At 62.5% G+C, this 17,798-nt stretch carries 19 protein-coding genes; 11 read left to right on the top strand and 8 right to left on the bottom strand.

The window, feature by feature from the left end; translation table 11 throughout:
- The first annotated feature begins 261 nt into the window (after positions 1-261).
- Positions 262-1,602, top strand: coding sequence for an NADP-specific glutamate dehydrogenase (gene gdhA / locus AB688_RS24025; protein ID WP_063546127.1), 1,341 nt, complete (start codon positions 262-264; stop codon positions 1,600-1,602).
- 132 nt (positions 1,603-1,734) lie between these two features.
- On the opposite strand, the gene AB688_RS24020 is transcribed toward gdhA, so the two are convergent.
- The 4 genes from AB688_RS24020 to AB688_RS24005 all read right to left on the bottom strand — a co-directional run bounded on the left by AB688_RS24020 (position 1,735) and on the right by AB688_RS24005 (position 5,188).
- Positions 1,735-2,232 (bottom strand): GreA/GreB family elongation factor, encoded by a 498-nt coding sequence (locus AB688_RS24020; protein ID WP_063546126.1) that lies wholly within the window; start codon positions 2,230-2,232, stop codon positions 1,735-1,737.
- A gap of 68 nt (positions 2,233-2,300) precedes the next feature.
- Positions 2,301-2,657, bottom strand: a complete 357-nt coding sequence (locus AB688_RS24015) for a hypothetical protein (RefSeq protein WP_063546125.1) — start codon at positions 2,655-2,657, stop codon at positions 2,301-2,303.
- A 110-nt stretch (positions 2,658-2,767) separates the two neighbouring features.
- Positions 2,768-4,621 carry a DUF4105 domain-containing protein gene (locus tag AB688_RS24010; protein WP_063546124.1) on the bottom strand — a complete coding sequence of 618 codons (1,854 nt, stop codon included), beginning with the start codon at positions 4,619-4,621 and terminating at the stop codon, positions 2,768-2,770.
- Positions 4,622-4,699: 78 nt separating this feature from the next.
- Positions 4,700-5,188: a DUF3015 domain-containing protein gene (locus AB688_RS24005; RefSeq protein ID WP_063546123.1), complete on the bottom strand. Its 489-nt coding sequence runs from the start codon at positions 5,186-5,188 to the stop codon at positions 4,700-4,702.
- 253 nt (positions 5,189-5,441) lie between these two features.
- On the opposite strand from AB688_RS24005, the gene AB688_RS24000 reads away from it, so the two are divergent.
- The 5 genes from AB688_RS24000 to AB688_RS23980 all read left to right on the top strand — a co-directional run bounded on the left by AB688_RS24000 (position 5,442) and on the right by AB688_RS23980 (position 10,113).
- Positions 5,442-7,880 carry a Lon protease family protein gene (locus AB688_RS24000; protein WP_054894063.1) on the top strand — a complete coding sequence of 813 codons (2,439 nt, stop codon included), beginning with the start codon at positions 5,442-5,444 and terminating at the stop codon, positions 7,878-7,880.
- A gap of 160 nt (positions 7,881-8,040) precedes the next feature.
- A complete protein-coding gene (locus tag AB688_RS23995) occupies positions 8,041-8,379 on the top strand; it encodes a hypothetical protein (protein ID WP_054894064.1) in 339 nt (112 codons plus the stop codon).
- A gap of 99 nt (positions 8,380-8,478) precedes the next feature.
- On the top strand, positions 8,479-8,967 hold the full coding sequence (locus tag AB688_RS23990; protein WP_003247486.1) for a TIGR00645 family protein: 489 nt from the start codon (positions 8,479-8,481) through the stop codon (positions 8,965-8,967).
- Positions 8,968-9,103: 136 nt separating this feature from the next.
- Entirely contained in the window at positions 9,104-9,409 is a 306-nt protein-coding gene (locus AB688_RS23985) for a DUF6482 family protein (protein WP_054894066.1), read from the top strand.
- Between the two features lie 86 nt (positions 9,410-9,495).
- Positions 9,496-10,113, top strand: coding sequence for an FKBP-type peptidyl-prolyl cis-trans isomerase (locus AB688_RS23980; RefSeq protein WP_054894067.1), 618 nt, complete (start codon positions 9,496-9,498; stop codon positions 10,111-10,113).
- 117 nt (positions 10,114-10,230) lie between these two features.
- On the opposite strand, the gene AB688_RS23975 is transcribed toward AB688_RS23980, so the two are convergent.
- The 3 genes from AB688_RS23975 to AB688_RS23965 form a co-directional block, all read right to left on the bottom strand.
- On the bottom strand, positions 10,231-10,476 hold the full coding sequence (locus AB688_RS23975; protein WP_054894068.1) for a hypothetical protein: 246 nt from the start codon (positions 10,474-10,476) through the stop codon (positions 10,231-10,233).
- A gap of 146 nt (positions 10,477-10,622) precedes the next feature.
- Positions 10,623-10,964, bottom strand: coding sequence for a zinc ribbon domain-containing protein YjdM (locus AB688_RS23970; RefSeq protein ID WP_063546122.1), 342 nt, complete (start codon positions 10,962-10,964; stop codon positions 10,623-10,625).
- A gap of 172 nt (positions 10,965-11,136) precedes the next feature.
- The gene (locus AB688_RS23965) at positions 11,137-12,105 is read right to left on the bottom strand and encodes a polyprenyl synthetase family protein (RefSeq protein WP_063546121.1); all 969 of its coding nucleotides are present in this window, start codon (positions 12,103-12,105) and stop codon (positions 11,137-11,139) included.
- 244 nt (positions 12,106-12,349) lie between these two features.
- On the opposite strand from AB688_RS23965, the gene rplU reads away from it, so the two are divergent.
- The 5 genes from rplU to AB688_RS23940 all read left to right on the top strand — a co-directional run bounded on the left by rplU (position 12,350) and on the right by AB688_RS23940 (position 16,172).
- Positions 12,350-12,664, top strand: coding sequence for a 50S ribosomal protein L21 (gene rplU / locus AB688_RS23960; protein WP_063546120.1), 315 nt, complete (start codon positions 12,350-12,352; stop codon positions 12,662-12,664).
- A 38-nt stretch (positions 12,665-12,702) separates the two neighbouring features.
- On the top strand, positions 12,703-12,960 hold the full coding sequence (gene rpmA, locus AB688_RS23955) for a 50S ribosomal protein L27 (RefSeq protein WP_029614211.1): 258 nt from the start codon (positions 12,703-12,705) through the stop codon (positions 12,958-12,960).
- A 187-nt stretch (positions 12,961-13,147) separates the two neighbouring features.
- A complete protein-coding gene (gene cgtA, locus AB688_RS23950; protein WP_063546119.1) occupies positions 13,148-14,371 on the top strand; it encodes an Obg family GTPase CgtA in 1,224 nt (407 codons plus the stop codon).
- Positions 14,372-14,586: 215 nt separating this feature from the next.
- Positions 14,587-15,705, top strand: coding sequence for a glutamate 5-kinase (proB, locus tag AB688_RS23945; RefSeq protein ID WP_054892485.1), 1,119 nt, complete (start codon positions 14,587-14,589; stop codon positions 15,703-15,705).
- Between the two features lie 11 nt (positions 15,706-15,716).
- The gene (locus tag AB688_RS23940) at positions 15,717-16,172 is read left to right on the top strand and encodes a CreA family protein (protein WP_063546118.1); all 456 of its coding nucleotides are present in this window, start codon (positions 15,717-15,719) and stop codon (positions 16,170-16,172) included.
- A gap of 59 nt (positions 16,173-16,231) precedes the next feature.
- Here the strand turns inward: AB688_RS23940 and AB688_RS23935 are convergent, their stop codons facing one another.
- On the bottom strand, positions 16,232-17,776 hold the full coding sequence (locus tag AB688_RS23935) for a Fic family protein (protein ID WP_063546117.1): 1,545 nt from the start codon (positions 17,774-17,776) through the stop codon (positions 16,232-16,234).
- Between the last annotated feature and the right edge of the window lie 22 nt (positions 17,777-17,798).

Genomic DNA, 17,798 nt, shown 5'->3' with positions numbered 1-17,798 from the left:
CCCATTTTTGTGCCTGGCTGGGAGCGGTGGTGGCTCCATTCGCGGGCAAACCCGCTCCTGCAAGGGCTTGGAACTGCAAGCTTCCCTGTGGGAGCGGGCTTGCCCGCGAATGCCACACCTCGGTGACAATTTGTATACATTTATATAAAACGCACCAAAAAAATTCAGAAAAACGACATTTTGCCCTGTTCCAGTGCGATTGCTTCTTGATAGAGTCCGGGAAAAATCAATAAGTCCAATCCTCTTGGTGAGATGTCTACCATGATCGAATCCGTCGACCATTTCCTTGCACGCCTGAAGCAGCGTGACCCTGCCCAACCCGAATTCCACCAGGCCGTCGAAGAGGTGCTGCGCAGTCTCTGGCCATTCCTCGAAGCCAATCCCCACTACCTGCAGGCCGGCATTCTCGAACGCATGGTCGAGCCGGAGCGTGCGGTACTGTTCCGTGTGTCGTGGGTCGATGACCAGGGCAAGGTCCAGGTCAACCGCGGCTATCGCATCCAGATGAGCAGCGCCATCGGCCCGTACAAGGGCGGCCTGCGTTTCCATCCGTCGGTGAACCTGGGTGTGCTCAAGTTCCTGGCCTTCGAGCAGGTGTTTAAGAACTCGCTGACCTCGCTGCCCATGGGTGGCGGCAAGGGCGGCTCGGACTTCGACCCCAAGGGCAAGAGCGACGCCGAAGTCATGCGCTTCTGCCAGGCGTTCATGAGCGAGCTGTATCGCCACATCGGTGCCGACCTCGACGTGCCGGCCGGCGATATCGGTGTGGGCGCCCGTGAGATCGGCTTCATGTTCGGCCAGTACAAGCGCCTGGCCAACCAGTTCACCTCCGTGCTGACCGGCAAGGGCATGACCTATGGCGGCAGCCTGATTCGGCCGGAAGCCACCGGCTACGGCTGCGTGTATTTCGCCGAGGAGATGCTCAAGCGCAAGGGCCTGCGCATCGACGGCCGCCGCGTGGCGATCTCCGGTTCTGGCAACGTCGCCCAGTACGCTGCGCGCAAGGTGATGGACCTGGGCGGCAAGGTGATCTCGCTGTCCGACTCCGAGGGCACGCTGTTCTGCGAGGCCGGGCTGAACGACGAGCAGTGGGATGCGCTGTTGGAGCTCAAGAACGTCAAGCGCGGCCGCATCAGCGAGCTGGCCGAGCGTTTTGGCCTGGAGTTCCGCAAGGGCCAGACGCCGTGGAGCCTGCCGTGCGACATCGCCCTGCCGTGCGCCACGCAGAACGAACTGGACGTCGAGGACGCCCGCACCTTGCTGCGCAACGGCTGCATCTGCGTCGCCGAAGGCGCCAACATGCCGACCACGCTCGAGGCGGTGGACCTGTTCATCGAGGCGGGTACCCTGTTTGCACCGGGCAAGGCGTCCAACGCCGGTGGCGTCGCGGTGTCGGGCCTTGAGATGTCGCAGAACGCCATGCGCCTGCTGTGGACGGCGGGTGAGGTGGACAGCAAGCTGCATGCGATCATGCAGTCGATCCACCATGCCTGCGTGCACTATGGCGAGGAGGCCGATGGGTCGGTCAACTACGTCAAGGGCGCGAACATCGCCGGCTTCGTGAAAGTGGCGGATGCCATGCTGGCGCAGGGCGTGGTCTGATTCGAGATCGTCGGGGCCGCTTTGCGGCCCAATCGCGGGACAAGCCCGCTCCCACAGAGATTGGGCTGGCCTTTAGATTTTGAGCAAGACAGTTGTTCCTACAGGAATCGCGCTTGGGCTGCGCAGCAGCCCCTAACCTTCTCCCAGGATCTCGACCACCTCGATGGACAGATCCCCCGCAGGCCGCCGCCATACCACTTCATCCCCAGGCCCCGCGCCAAGCAGCGCCCGCCCCAGCGGTGAGCCCCAGTTGATCAGCCCCCGCGCTGCATCGGCCTGGTCTTCCCCGACCAACTGCACCCTGTGCTCCTCATCCTGCTCATCGACGAATCTCACCCGGCTACCGATCTGCACCTTGTCCTGCGAGGTTGCAGGTGGCACCACCTGGGCGCTTTGTACGCGTGCCCGGAAATAGCGCAGGTCGCGCTCGGTATCGGCCAGGCGCTGTTTGTCGGCATGCTCACCCTGGGCTTGCAGATCGCTGTGCAGGGCAATGAGCGCCGCCACGCGTTGCTGCAACTGTGCAAGCCCGCTGGCGGTGACGTAGTTGGGCTGGTCGCTGACCCGTCGCTCCACCGGCTGGCTGGCCTGGGCGGCGGCCTGGTCTTCGTTGACGAATGCTCGGCTCATGAACGGCCTCCTTGTTTCTGGAGACCATGGTGAGGGCTGTCGGGTTTCCCTGAATGTCTGGCTGCGACCTAATTGTGGCGATAGGCGCGCGCGGCACCGCGGTCTTTTTCCTGTTGCCAGTCGCGGTCACGCTCGTCCCAGTAGCGCTCTCGGTACTGGCGCGTGTCTTCGCTGTTCTGCATGGCATGGCACTGGCGAAAGCCGTCGTCCCAACCGCTTTCGTAGCGGCGGTCGTGCAGGTAGCGCGGCACGTCCTTGCGAAAATCACCGACCATCAACCCCGCTGCCTGGCGGCCGCTGCTGCAGCCGTCCTGGAATCCATCGGCATAGGCCGGTGGATAGCCCTGGTCGAGCATCTGCTCGTGGGTGGACTGGCAGCCGACCAGCAGCAGGGTTATCCACAGGGCAAACACGTACCGCAACATAGACTCTGGACCTCCGGGTGATAGGGGAAGTCTAGGTCGCGGATTGTCGTGGCGATGTCAAAACGCCGTCGAAGGATTGCACGTCATGATGCGAATCCCTGTGAGTGGTATCAGTACTGATACCACTTCAATTCGAGCATCACCTCGTTCTGCGCGGTGGCCAGGTGGCTGAACTCGCGCTTGGCGCTCAACCGCAGGCCCAGGTTCTGCGAAATCTCCCACTGCTGGTTCAGGCTCAGGCTGCGCCGCACTTCGCCATTGGTGAAGTAATCGCCTTTCGCCTCCAGGGTCATGTTGCCCAGCCCGTTGCGCCACAGCAGGCCGCCATTGAAACCGGCTGCCGGCGAGATGAACTCGGCGAAGTCGTTGTGGTGTTCGACCCGCACCGTACCGAGGGCGAAGCCCAGCAGGCCGTCGGCGAGCTGCCAGGTGCCACCGCCGCCACCGTTGACGTGGCTGACCAACACCTCGTCGTCATGCTTGCCCGGCACCCGCTCGAGGCCGCCGGCCACCTGCCACGACCAGGGTTTGAGCAGCTCGTTGCGCGGGGTCAGTGAGCGGATGGTGGCCAGGTCGAGGCGTTGCACCTGCCAGTCGTTGCCCTCGTACTGGCGCAGCTTGAGCTGGAGGATCTCGATCTGTGCACCGAGCGGGAAGCCGTAGGCGTTGTCGTTGAGGTCGTGGTAGGCCATGCGCAAGCCATACTCGGCGAAGGCGCGGTCTTCGCGGGTGCCGACACCCAACTGCCAGGTCCGCGACTGGTGACCGTCCTCAGGCAGGCCGGGGCGTTCGATCTGCAGCGGTGGCGGCGGGTTGCGGTTGATTGCCCGCAGCAGCTCGAAGCTGCGCTTGGCCTGTTCGGGGTCACGCTCCTGGCCGGTGGCGCGGTAGCGTTCCAGGCGATAGGCCGCATCTTGTACCAGGGCCTGGCGTTCGCGGGGCAGGGCGGTGAACGCGGGGCTCTGCAATTGCGCGGTGTCGGCGCTGACGGCCAATACCTGCTGTTTTTCGTGATGGTCCAGTGGCTCGGCGCGGGCCAGCAGCTCGCGTTCGCGCGATGGCCGGTAGCGCACATCGGACACCAGCCCCGACTGCTTGACGGCCTTGACCGTGTCGGTGGGGATGGCGGTGAGCGGGAACTGCGAGGTCAGGTCCAGCCCGGGGCGGGCGACCTGCAGCAGCTCCAGCAGGCGGTAGGAGCAGTTCTCGTCGAAGAAGAAGTAGTCGAACTGCACCTGCTTGAGTTCCCAGACGTGCTCGACCATGCGCCCGGTCTCTTCAGGCGTCAGGTCCAGCTGGTACTCCCACAGGTCGCGGTTCTCCAGGCTGCGGTATTCGGAGAGTTTCTCCTGGTACGGCATCATCGCGAACAGCCCGGGGTAGCCGCCCATCAGGCCTTTCCAGGCGTAGAGGATGCTGTTGTCGCTGCCTTCGATATAGGCGCCGAAGTTGATCGCGTAGCTGAGCAGCGTGGTGTCGTTGCTGCGGGTGTCGGCTTTGTCGATGCGCAGCAGGGTATGGCCGAACATCGAGGACGGGCTGTTGAGGTAGGCCGCCGGGAAGATCAGCACCGCGCTGTGCGGTGCGACGTCGGCGTACCAGCGGCTGTATTCCTGGCAGTCCGGGGTCGGCAGGTCGCTGAGCTGCAGTTGTTCACGTAGCCAGCGGGTGCGCGCCGGAAAGACGCATTGGGCGTGTTTGTCGCCCAGGCTCGCCGGGGCATACAGCGCATCGACCGTGGCCCGCAGTTCGCGATCCGGATGATGGGCGCCGTCCTCGGCGAGAAAGAATTTGTCATCGTCCACATAACTGCGCCAACCGCCCAGCTTGGCGGTTTCGTAGTGACCCAGTGCGATCCAGTAGCGGTCGGCGGCCAACTGCTGCACGCGCGCCTCATCCAATGAAGGTGCCGCGTAGGCAGGGGCGCAGGCGCATAACGTCAGGTAGGCGAAGCGTTTGAGCATATCGGGCAACTACTTCTGAATGATGCCGAAGGGAGGCGGGCGAAACCCGCCCCGCAAGCGGGGCGGGCAGGGTCGAACTTACGCTTCGTTAGCGTATTTCGCCAGTTGCGGATCTTTTTTCAGGACCGCGATGGTGTTGTTGTGGACATCTTCGGCAGTGACGTTGGCGCTGCTGAAGATCTGCTGGAAGTGGTCGTGGGTGACCGAGGCGAAGTGCGCGCGGTCTTCGGGTTTGACGCCCAGTACCACGGCGTAGGTGGTCAGGGCTTCGCCCTGGCCCTGGGCCATGTCTTCGGACAGTTCGTTCATGGTGCCATTCATGGCCAGCCACGATTTGCCGCCGTAGGTGAGCGCTGCCTTGGTGGAGCAGCCGTTGGTGCCGGAGGTCATGCCGAAGGTGGCGTTACCGGAGGTGCCGTTGGTGGTGGAGGCCAGGAAGTGCGCCGGAGTGCCGCGCTGGCCTTCGAACAGCAGGTTGCCCCAACCGCAGTTCGGGCCGCCTGGCGCTTCGGCCATGGCATTGATCGAAACCGCGGCGAACAAGGTACCCAGAAGAATCCGTTTCATAGCGTTATTCTCTTTTTCGATACGTATCAATGATCAGGGTTGTCTGGCAGTTCACTGCCAGGACGGGGAAGCGTTTTACCCACCCGCGCAGTTTGGAGTTTAGGCACGATCCAATAGTTGCGTAGTTGATTGCGAAAAAATCTTGGACAAACCTTTTTAACGCCTGCGACATAAAGTCCCGCGGAGCCTTGCAAGGCGCGCGCCCCCGGCGCCAGAATGCTGCGTATCCGCCCCGCCGAAGTAAGGAAACCCAATGCCCGATCCTGTTGCTGCGCGCCTGCGTCTCGCGCCCGAAGCCCTGACCCGGCGTTTTTCCCCCGAGCAGTTTGCCTTCACCAACACCGATGATCTGGAGCCGTTTCGCGGAGTACTGGGCCAGGAGCGTGCCGTCGAGGCCCTGCAGTTCGGCGTGGCCATGCCACGCCCTGGCTACAACGTCTATGTGATGGGCGAGCCGGGCACCGGCCGCTTCTCCTTCGTCAAGCGCTACCTCAAGGCCGAGGGCAAGCGCCAGCAGACCCCGGCCGACCGGGTCTACGTCAACAATTTCGAAGACACCCGCGAGCCGCGTGCGCTGGAGTTGCCGGCAGGCACTGCTGGCGAGTTCATCGCCGACATGAACGGTTTGATCGGCAACCTGCTGGCGACCTTCCCGGCGGTGTTCGAGCACCCGTCCTACCAGCAGAAGAAGGGCGCCATCGATCGCGCCTTCAACCAGCGCTACGACCGTGCGCTGGATGTGATCGAACGCGCGTCGCTGGAAAAGGACGTGGCGCTGTACCGCGACGCCAGCAATGTCGCCTTCACCCCCATGGCCGACGGCAAGGCGCTGGATGAGGCCGAGTTCGCCCAGTTGCCTGAAGAGGTCCGCGAGCAGTTCCACGAAGACATCGCCGAGCTGGAGGAGCGTCTCAACGAGGAGCTGTCCAGCCTGCCGCAGTGGAAGCGCGAGTCGAACAATCAGCTGCGCGAACTGAACGAAGAAACCATCACCCTGGCCCTGCAACCGCTACTGGCCCCTCTGTCGGAGAAGTACGCCGAGAACGCTGCGGTGTGCGCCTACCTGCAGTCGGTGCAGTTGAACCTGCTGCGCACCGTGGTCGAGCAACTGGTCGACGATGCCAAGACCGACGCGGTGGCGCGCAAGATGCTCGAAGAGCAGTACGCGCCAAGCCTGGTGGTGGGGCATCCGGTCAATGGCGGCGCGCCGGTGGTGTTCGAGCCGCACCCGACCTACGACAACCTGTTCGGTCGCATCGAGTACAGCACTGACCAGGGCGCGCTTTCCACTTCCTACCGCCAGCTGCGTCCCGGTGCATTGCACCGCGCCAACGGCGGCTTCCTGATCCTGGAAGCGGAAAAAATGCTGGGCGAGCCCTTCGTCTGGGATGCACTCAAGCGCGCGCTGCAGTCGCGCAAGCTGAAAATGGAGTCGCCGCTGGGCGAACTGGGCCGCATCGCCACCGTCACCCTGACGCCGCAGATGATCCCGCTCAACGTCAAGCTGGTGATCATCGGCTCGCGTCAGCTCTACTACGCGCTGCAGGACCACGATTCGGACTTCCAGGAGATGTTCCGCGTACTGGTCGACTTCGACGAAGACATGCCGATGGTCGACGAGAACCTCGAGCAGTTCGCCCAGCTGCTGCGCACGCGTACCAATGAAGAGGGCATGGCGCCGCTGACCAGCGATGCCGTGGCGCGCCTGGCGACCTTCAGCGCGCGCCTGGCAGAGAACCAGTCGCGGCTCTCGGCGCGTATCGGCGACCTGTTCCAGCTGGTCAGCGAGGCGGACTTCATCCGCCAGTTGGCCAACGACGAGATGACCGACGCAGGCCACATCGAGCGTGCGCTCAAGGCCAAGGCGACCCGCACCGGGCGGGTGTCGCAGCGGGTGCTCGATGACATGCTCGCCGGCATCATCCTGATCGACAGCGAAGGCGCTGCCATCGGCAAGTGCAACGGCCTGACGGTACTGGAGGTCGGCGATTCGGCATTCGGCATGCCTGCGCGGATCTCCGCCACGGTCTACCCGGGTGGCAGCGGCATCGTCGACATCGAGCGTGAGGTCAACCTCGGCCAGCCGATCCACTCCAAAGGCGTGATGATCCTCACCGGATACCTGGGCAGCCGCTACGCCCAGGAGTTTCCCCTGGCGATCTCGGCGAGCATCGCCCTGGAGCAGTCCTACGGCTACGTGGACGGCGACAGCGCCTCGCTTGGCGAGGCCTGTACGTTGATCTCGGCGCTGTCGCGTACGCCGCTCAAGCAGTGCTTCGCCATCACCGGTTCGATCAACCAGTTCGGCGAAGTGCAGGCGGTGGGCGGGGTCAACGAGAAGATCGAAGGCTTCTTCCGCCTGTGCGAAGCGCGTGGCCTGACTGGCGAGCAAGGGGTGATCATCCCGCGCGCCAACGTTGCCACGCTGATGCTCGACGAGCGCGTGTTGCAGGCGGTCGAAGCCGGGCGCTTCCATGTCTATGCGGTGAGCCAGGCCGATGAAGCGCTGAGCCTGCTGGTGGGCGAGGATGCCGGTACGCCCGACGAGAAGGGCGAATTCCCTGAAGGCAGCGTCAACGCGCGGGTGGTCGAGCGTCTGCGGGTCATCGCCGAGATGATCAGCGAGGAAGAGATCAAGGAGGCCGAGAAGGAACGGCTGGAGGAGATGGTGGCCCAGGCCAAGCCGGCTTGAGTCAATAATCCGGCGCTGGCGGCCAAGTGCTACCGTTCAGCGCCGGTTTTCCAGCAATGCCCACCTGTCATCTATGCTGGAACTTAAGGAGTTTTCAGGGTTCAGGATGGAAACAGCCTGTCTTGCAGGCTGAACAGGGCTTCTCAGAGGGGACGCCGCCATGCGCAACCTCAGCCTCACCCGCCAGTGCCTTGGCCTGGTGACCCGCATCGAGTGCAGCATCCGTCCGCTGGCCGGCGACAACGGCATGTGGACCTTGCTGTTTGCCGCCGGCATGTCCGGTGAACAGCCTTCGGCGATCAAGGCACAAGGGCCGTTTCATGGGCCGATGGTGGCCGAATCGGTGATGAACGCCGTTGTCGACAGCCTGACCCTGCACGGCTACCAGGTGGCTGAAGACCCGCAGATCTGGTGCCTGCACCTGCAGGCGCAATTGCGGCGGATCAACGGAGAACGTTGCCGCAATATCGGGGACTACCAGTTCCGTCCGGATAATTGAAGAGGACTCTGCGGCAACCCGCCGCAGACTTTTGCTGTCATTGATGGCTGGCTATACTCGCGCACGCTTTTCCAGTCCTCTCATGAGTCCCTATCCTCCATGGAACGTATTCTCGAAAACGCGATGTATGCCTCTCGCTGGCTGCTCGCACCCATCTATTTCGGCCTGTCGCTGGGCTTGCTGGCGCTGGCGCTGAAGTTCTTCCAGGAAGTGGTCCACGTCCTGCCCAACGTCTTCGCGCTGAGCGAAGCGGACCTGATCCTGGTGATCCTGTCGCTGATCGACATGTCGCTGGTCGGCGGCCTGCTGGTGATGGTGATGATCTCCGGCTACGAGAACTTCGTCTCGCAACTGGACATCGACGAGAGCAAGGAGAAGCTCAACTGGCTGGGCAAGATGGACTCTTCTTCGCTGAAGATGAAGGTTGCGGCCTCGATCGTGGCCATTTCCTCGATCCACCTGCTGCGCGTGTTCATGGATGCGCAGAACATCTCCACCGACTACCTGATGTGGTACGTGATCATCCACATGACCTTCGTGGTCTCGGCCTTCTGCATGGGCTATCTGGACAAGCTGACCAAGCATTGAGTCGGTATTGCCCTTTTCGCGAGTTCGCCCGCGAGAAGGGCGACGTGCTTCCGACCGACGAGTGGCCCCTTGTCTAATCCCGGCTTCTGTACAAAAAATGAGCACTCATGTGGGCTTCCCGCAGCGAGGTGCATCCATGAACCTGCATCAGCTCAATACCGAGGCCAGGGCCGGCCACGTCGATGAACTCAACCTGATCGCCATCGAAGGTGGCGATTACCTGCTCGAGGCCCGGATCAAGGGCCATGCCCATCCGCTGAACGATCCACGTGGCGAGCGCCTGCGGGTGCACTCGGTCGAAGATGCTCGCTTGCTCCTGCAAGCCCTGCCCATGCTGTCGATGAACCTGGTGCACTGGTCGGTGCAGGATGAGATGTGCGGGATGGGCAGCCACCCGGAGGAAGACCTCAAGGTCCCGATATCCCAGCGTTCGGCCTGGTAGCTGCTTCGCGCGGCCCCAGTGTGCTAGGCTGCTTGCCCTTTTGACCAAGGGCGCGGATGCAGTGCGCCCTTAAGCGGAGCAAGCCAATGTCCGAACTCAACCTGTCCACCGACGAATCCCGCGTCAGCTACGGCATCGGCCGCCAGCTGGGCGGCCAGCTGCGAGACAACCCACCACCAGGCGTGAACCTGGAAGCGATTCTCGCTGGCCTGACCGACGCCTTCAACGGTGCCGACAGCCGTGTCAGCGAAGCCGACCTGTCTGCCAGCTTCAAGGTTATCCGCGAAGTGATGCAGGCCGAAGCTGCCGCCAAAGCCGAAGCTGCCGCCGCCGAGGGCAAGGCCTTCCTGGTCGAGAATGCCAAGCGTGATGGCATCACCACCCTGGCTTCGGGCCTGCAGTTCGAAGTGCTGACCGCTGGTAGCGGCGCCAAGCCGAGCCGCGAAGACAACGTGCGTACCCACTACCACGGCACCCTGATCGACGGCACCGTGTTCGACAGCTCCTACGAGCGTGGCCAGCCTGCCGAATTCCCGGTAGGTGGCGTGATCGCTGGTTGGACCGAAGCGCTGCAACTGATGAACGCTGGCAGCAAATGGCGCCTGTACGTGCCGAGCGAGCTGGCCTATGGCGCGCAAGGCGTTGGTAGCATCCCGCCGCACAGCGTGCTGGTGTTCGACGTCGAGCTGCTCGACGTTCTGTAAGACTGCGTTGTCTTCATCGCGGGACCAGCCCGCTCCCACATGTGCCCTGCAGGCTCTAGTGCGTAGGTGTATTGGTGGGAGCGGGCCTTGCCCGCGAAGATGCCGGTAATGCCGGCCTCAATTCCAATCCGTTCCCCCTGGGCGCAACGCCCGCGCATAGCAGAACAGAAACAGATTCCTCACCAGTTCCTTCAGTACTCCAGGCTCGCTCGAGTTCAGGCCGTTGAGGTCCAGGTCGCCCTGGTCACGCAGTTCGTCGAGCGCTTCTTCCTCGAGTACGGCACAGACTTCGCCGGTCTCGCGATGGAGGATGCGCAGGTAAGGATGGGGGCGGTCGAGCCAGGCGTCGATCAGGTAGGTCATGGCTATTCTCCTTGGAAAGCGTTCCAATGAGAATAATTCTTATTATCAAAATAGCAAGTGACTATTGGATTAATCTTGCCGAAGGGTGCAGATGATCCCGTTGCAGGATCTGTCAGGGCCACCCGAGGGCAGCCCTGCAAATAGCCTCAGACCTTGCGCACGAACTCGGACTTGAGTTTCATCGCGCCGATGCCGTCGATCTTGCAGTCGATATCGTGGTCGCCGTCGCACAGGCGGATGTTCTTGACCTTGGTGCCGACCTTGACCACCAGCGACGAGCCCTTGACCTTGAGGTCCTTGATCACGGTGACGGTGTCGCCATCCTGCAGGACGTTGCCGACCGAATCTTTTTTCACCACGTCATCGCTGGCCGTCTCGGCGTCGCCGGTGGCCGACCACTCGTGGGCGCATTCAGGGCAGATCAGTTGGGTGCCATCCTCGTAGGTGTATTCGGAGTTGCAGGCGGGGCAGGGCGGCAGAGTGCTCACTTCGGTTCCTTGGTGTACAGAGGGTTAAAGGCGCACATTGTATAAGGTTTTGCGGCGAAAATGTTTTTTGTCCGCACCAAAGCATTCGCGGGCAAGCCCGCTCTCACAGGACCCAAGTACATCAAGTCCTTGTGGGAGCGGGCTTGCCCGCGAATGAAGACGATGCGATCTATCAGTGTGTACGCGCGACCGCAAACTCGCTCAGCTCGACCAGTGCATCACGGTATTCGCTTGCTGGCAGCACTTCCAGGCAGGCGATGGCGCGGGCGACGTAGTCGCGGGCCATCCGTGCGGTGTAGTCGAGTGCGCCGGAGGCTTCGACGGCAATGCGGATCTGCTCGAGGTCTTCCAGGCCGCCCTTCTGGATGGCCTGGCGCACCAGCGCCGCCTGCTCTGGCGTGCCTTCGCGCATGGTGTAGATCAGTGGCAGGGTGGGCTTGCCTTCGGCCAGGTCGTCACCGACGTTCTTGCCCAGGGTTTCGGAGTCGCCCTTGTAGTCGAGCAGGTCGTCGACCAGCTGGAAGGCCACGCCCAGGTGGTCGCCGAAGGTGCGCAGGGCCTCGCGCTGTTCGTCGCTGGCGCCGGCCAGCGCCGCGGCGCTGTGGGTCGAGGCTTCGAAGAGCATGGCGGTCTTGCCGCGGATGACGTCCATGTACACCTCTTCGGTGGTGCTGGCATCACGCACGCGCGACAGCTGCAGCACTTCACCCTCGGCGATCACCCGGGTGGCCTTGGACAGGATCTGCATGACCGGCATCGAGCCCAGTTCGACCATCATTTCGAACGAGCGCGAATAGAGGAAGTCGCCGACCAGCACGCTCGGGGCGTTACCCCACAGGGCATTGGCAGTGGAGCGGCCGCGGCGCATGCCGGACATGTCGACCACATCGTCGTGCAGCAGGGTGGCGGTGTGCAGGAATTCGATGGTCGCGGCCAGCAGGCGCAGGTCGTCGCCTTCACGGCCCAAGGCCTTGCCGCACAGCAGCACCAGCAATGGACGCAGGCGTTTGCCACCCGCGGATGTGATATAGTCGCCGATCTTCGATACCAGCGGCACGCGCGAGGTCAGCTGCTTCTTGATGATCTCGTCGACGGCGCTGAAATCGTCAGCTACCGCGCGGTAGAAGGATTGGGGTTGCATCGGCTGCTCCATTGAGGTTGCGCGGCATGCTAGGTCGCGGGTCCCGGTGTGTCAAGGCGCGCTGCCTGCACCCTCGGGGCGGCACTTGCAAGGCTTTACCGGGTTGCGTACAATCGCGCACCCTAACTTCCTGGGCAGCACCTGCCTTACGCAATTGCACCGGGCCGTTCCAGCCTTGTGCAGCCATGCCAGCCAATACTCATCATATAAAGCGCTGGGTGAGCAGGATTATCGGAGATTCAAAATGTCCTACGCAGTAATCGTTACCGGCGGCAAGCAGTACAAAGTCGCTGAAGGTGAATTCCTCAAGATCGAAAAACTGGAAGTCGCCACTGGCGGATCCGTGACTTTCGATCGCGTTCTGCTGGTCGCCAACGGTGAAGAAGTCACCATCGGTGCTCCAGTCGTTGCTGGCGCCAAAGTAGTGGCCGAAGTTGTTTCGCAAGGCCGCCACGACAAGGTTCGTATCATCAAGTTCCGTCGTCGTAAGCACCACATGAAGCGCATGGGCCACCGCCAGTGGTTCACCGAGATCAAAATCACCGGTATCCAGGCTTAATCCCCTAGGTCCCCTGAATTTATTTGGAGAATTGAACCATGGCTCACAAGAAGGCTGGTGGTAGTACTCGTAACGGTCGCGACTCAGAATCGAAACGCCTTGGCGTGAAGATGTATGGCGGCCAGGTTATCAAGCCGGGCAACATCATCGTCCGTCAGCGTGGCACCGAATTCCACGCTGGCTACGGCGTTGGCATGGGCAAGGATCACACCTTGTTCGCCAAGATCGACGGCGTGATCAAGTTCGAGAAGAAAGGCGAGTTCAACCGCCGTTACGTGAGCATCGTCGCCGCTTAATCGCGACGTCGCTCCAGAAGCCCCGTCATGCGACGGGGCTTTTTCGTTTGTGGTGAGCCTCTTGCAAAGCTGTTTGTCTGGGCTGCCGGCGTTGGTTTCTGATGATACGGGGCCGCCGCGCTCATTTTTGCAAGAGCCTCAGGGTTTTCTGGTTTTCAGCTCGTCGTCCGACGAGAGGCGGTTTTGAATGAAGTTTGTTGACGAAGTATCGATCCGGGTAAAAGCCGGTGACGGCGGTAACGGTTGCATGAGCTTCCGCCGCGAAAAATTCATCGAGAACGGTGGTCCCAACGGCGGTGACGGTGGCGACGGCGGCTCGGTGTACATGGTGGCCGACGAGAACCTCAACACCCTGGTCGACTACCGCTACACCCGCCACCACGAGGCCCAGCGCGGCCAGAATGGCGGCAGCACCGATTGCACCGGCAAGAAGGGCGAGGACCTGTTCCTGCGCGTGCCGGTCGGCACCACGGTGATTGATGCCTCCACCCAGGAAGTCATCGGCGACCTGATCACCCCGGGTCAGAAGCTGATGGTCGCCCAGGGCGGCTGGCACGGCTTGGGCAACACCCGTTTCAAGTCGAGTACCAACCGTGCGCCGCGCCAGACCACGCCTGGCAAGCCGGGCGACCAGCGCGACCTGAAGATGGAATTGAAAGTGCTGGCCGACGTCGGCCTGCTGGGCCTGCCGAACGCCGGCAAGAGCACCTTCATTCGCGCCGTCTCGGCCGCCAAGCCGAAGGTTGCCGACTACCCGTTCACCACCCTGGTGCCGAACCTGGGCGTGGTCAGCGTCGACCGCTGGAAGAGCTTCGTCATCGCCGACATTCCCGGCTTGATCGAGGGCGCCTCCGAAGGTGCCGGCCTGGGTATCCGCTTCCTCAAGCACCTGGCCCGTACCCGTGTGCTGCTGCACCTGGTCGACCTGGCGCCGCTGGACGAGAGCAGCCCGGCCGATGCGGCCGAAGTGATCATCAACGAGCTGGCGCAGTTCAGCCCGGCGCTGATCGATCGCGAGCGCTGGCTGGTGCTGAACAAGGCCGACATGGTAATGGAAGACGAGCGTGACGAGCGTGTGAAGGAAGTCGTCGATCGCCTGAACTGGGATGGCCCGGTCTACGTGATCTCGGCTATCTCCAAGCAGGGCACCGAGAAGCTCAGCCACGACCTGATGCGCTTCCTCGAAGACCGCGCCGACCGCCTGGCCAACGACCCGGCCTACGCCGCCGAGCTCAACGAACTCGACCAGCGCATCGAAGACGAGGCCCGTGCCCAGCTTCAGGCCCTGGACGACGCTCGTACCCTGCGTCGTACCGGCGTCAAGAGCGTCCACGACATCGGCGACGATGACGACTGGGATGACTTCGAGGACGACGAGGACGGCCCGGAAATCATTTACGTGCGCGACTGACCGGTTGCAGTACACTGGACGCCGCTCTTCGAGCAGTGTGCCGTGATCAGGCTTGGGCGTTGAGCCCATCGCGGGACGAGCCCGCTCCCACAGGTCCGCTGCGATCCTTGTGGGAGCGGGCTTGTCCCGCGATGGCCTCAACACCCTCTCACGGTACGCCGCTCAAATGAGCGGCGTTTTGGTATCTACAGATTCGACATAGGTTGGAAGAGAAGATGCGAAGCAAGGTGACGGGCGCCAAGCGCTGGGTCGTGAAGATCGGCAGTGCGCTGCTGACCGCCGATGGCAAGGGCCTCGACCGTGGTGCGATGGCGGTCTGGGTCGAGCAGATGGTCGCACTGCGTGAAGCGGGCGTGGAACTGGTATTGGTCTCCTCCGGGGCCGTGGCCGCAGGCATGAGCCAGCTGGGCTGGACCACGCGACCGAGCGCGATGAACGAGCTGCAGGCGGCTGCCTCGCTCGGCCAGATGCGCCTGGTGCAGGCCTGGGAGTCGAGCTTCGGCGAGCACGGCAAGCACACCGCGCAGATCCTCCTGACCCACGACGACCTCTCCGACCGCAAGCGCTACCTCAATGCCCGCAGCACCCTGCGCACCCTGGTCGACCTGGGCGTGGTGCCGGTGATCAACGAGAACGATACCGTGGTCACCGACGAGATCCGCTTCGGCGACAACGACACCCTGGCCGCGCTGGTGGCCAACCTGGTCGAGGCCGACCTGCTGGTGATCCTCACCGACCGCGACGGCATGTTCGACGCCGACCCGCGCAACAACCCTGAAGCCCAACTGATCTATGAAGCCCGCGCCGACGATCCGTCGCTCGACGCCGTGGCGGGCGGTACCGGTGGCGCCCTGGGGCGCGGTGGCATGCAGACCAAGCTGCGTGCCGCACGCCTGGCTGCGCGCTCCGGTGCCCATACCATCATCATCGGTGGCCGTATCGAGCGTGTACTGGACCGCCTGAAGGCCGGCGAGCGCCTGGGCACCTTGCTGTCGCCTGAGCGCGGCATGCTCGCTGCGCGCAAGCAGTGGCTGGCTGGCCACCTGCAGACTCGCGGCACGCTGGTCCTCGATGCCGGTGCGGTGAAGGCCCTGCGTGAGTCGAACAAGAGCCTGTTGCCGGTCGGCGTGAAGACTGTGCAGGGCAGCTTCCGCCGTGGCGAGATGGTGGTCTGCGTCGGCCCCGATGGCCTGGAAGTGGCCCGTGGCCTGGCCAACTACAGCGCCCTGGAGGCGCAGAAGATCATCGGCCAGCCGTCGGACGCCATCGAAAGCCTGTTGGGCTACAGCGCCGAACCCGAGCTGGTGCACCGCGACAACCTGGTCCTGGTCTGAAGGAGACGCCCATGCTGAAAAGGATGTTTGCCGTGGCAGCGCTGATGCTGCCGATGCTGGCCGGCGCCGAGGAAATCGGCCAGGTGTCCACCGTGTTCAAGTTCCTTGGGCCCAACGACCGCATCGTGGTCGAGGCGTTTGACGATCCCAAGGTCGAGGGTGTGACCTGCTACCTGTCGCGAGCCAAGACCGGCGGCGTGAAGGGTGGGTTGGGGTTGGCGGAGGACCGCGCAGAGGCATCGATCGCCTGCCGTCAGGTTGGGCCGATCAACTTCAAGGGTGAGCTCAAGGATGGCGAGGAGGTGTTCAAGGAACGCACCTCGCTGGTGTTCAAGACCATGCAGGTGGTGCGTTTTCTCGACAAGAAGCGCAATACGCTGGTGTACCTGGTGTACAGCGACCGGATAGTCGAAGGTAGCCCGCAGAATGCGGTGACAGCGATTCCGATCCTGCCTTGGGCGCATTGACTCCCTCGTGGCACTGGTCGATTTCGGCCAGTAGGCCCTTCGCAGCGCAGGCTTGAGGGCTACTCGTCGGTTTCGTCGATGTCGTCGCCTTCGAATGCGGACCGGACGGCTTCCACAATACGAGTCGCCCGGCGTTCGTCATCCAGTGGCGGATACTGTTTCTTGAGCTTCCCGGAAATCTTCCAGCCGTTCTCCTTGACGGAGCGAATGATGCGGTTGGCATCTTGGTCTGGCATCTCGACAACATCCTTGATGCGCTCCAAGGCACGCTGGAAGACCATCAGTACTCTGGCCTCCTCCGCCATTTCCGTGCGAACGGTGTGGGCGACAACGCGTGCGGTGTACAGCACGTGCTCGGTCAAGTCCGGGTATCGCCAAGCGAACCTGGCGTCCTCGTAGTCGTCGAAAAAGAAGTTGCTCGGTGTTCCGTCCTCGTGATCAATCGTCTCGCCGAAGTGGTAGGCCGTCGCATAGCGTCGCATGAAAGGCCGCGAAAACACTTCCAGTGCACGGTCATAACCTGCTCTGAATTCGGCCGAGCTGGTAATGGTGGCTGACACCGGCAGGATCACACCTTCCGGTATGGCCTTGTCACGCGCGAGGGTGTCGTTGATCAGGAAGCGATGGATTCGCCCGTTACCGTCCCGCATGGGATGAATGTAGACGAAACCGAATGCGATCACTGCGGCGCGGGCGAGTGACTCCGCCCCTTCAGTTGCGCGCTCAAAGCCCTTCAAGCCATCGAGCATCGATGTCAGGTCATCGAAGTGAGGCGCAATGTAATGCACGATGTTGTCTCGCATCGTGGCCTGCCCGACGAAAACGGGTGACCGCCGCAGCCCCAGACCAAATGCATCGTGGCCAAGAATCTCGGTTTGCAAAGCCTGGAGGCTTTGGCCGCTGAGCGGATCTTGGATACGGCCGCAATGTTGGGCGATGACATGGGCGAAGCGTTGGATGCGATCCGCCTGGTCTGCCTCCTTCTCGATCAGGAAACTGGCGCGCGATTCCTTGAACGTCAGCCAGCTGGCTGTTCTCAGGAGTATGTCCGCCCCGTAAGTACGGTCCAGTTCATTCAGCTCGGCACCAAGATCGAATCGCAATGCCTCTTGGACCGCTGCTGTCCTTCGTACGATAGGACAGAAATTATCGGTGCCCGGGAGATTGTTATTGATCCGCCAGCGTCGGATGCGCACTGGCTCGGTGCGTGTGAGGTATTGGTCGGATGCGATGGCGTCGATGTAGCCGCCATTGGTGATGTCTGGAAGATCCAAACGTTCTTGGGTCAGCCATTCGTAAAGGAATGCGCAGCGACGGGCGTACTGGCCGAAAGGCTCATCCCGGCACCAGGATTCGATTGGCTGAGGTCCGATGGCCGCGAATAGCCGTGCGAAGAATTCGAGATGGATCTCTTCGTATTTGAGCCCGAATGCGAATTGGCCGGCGAAGTCGTCGTTTGGGCGGTAGTTGGGAGGGTAGCGATTCTCGATCTGGTCCCCACTGTCACGGCTCTGGCGACTGGTTCCGATCAGAGAGTTGACGCGCAGGGGTTGCACCAAGGAGATGCCGTACCGTTCGGCGAGGGCATTGAAACCAACCTGCATAGTGGAAATCCTTTAATCGCGG

The sequence above is a fragment of the Pseudomonas putida genome (assembly GCF_001636055.1).
Taxonomy (GTDB): Bacteria; Pseudomonadota; Gammaproteobacteria; order Pseudomonadales; family Pseudomonadaceae; genus Aquipseudomonas; species Aquipseudomonas machongensis.
Note: the sequence above shows the minus strand (reverse complement) of the source record. Positions and strands in the feature narration are given on the sequence as shown.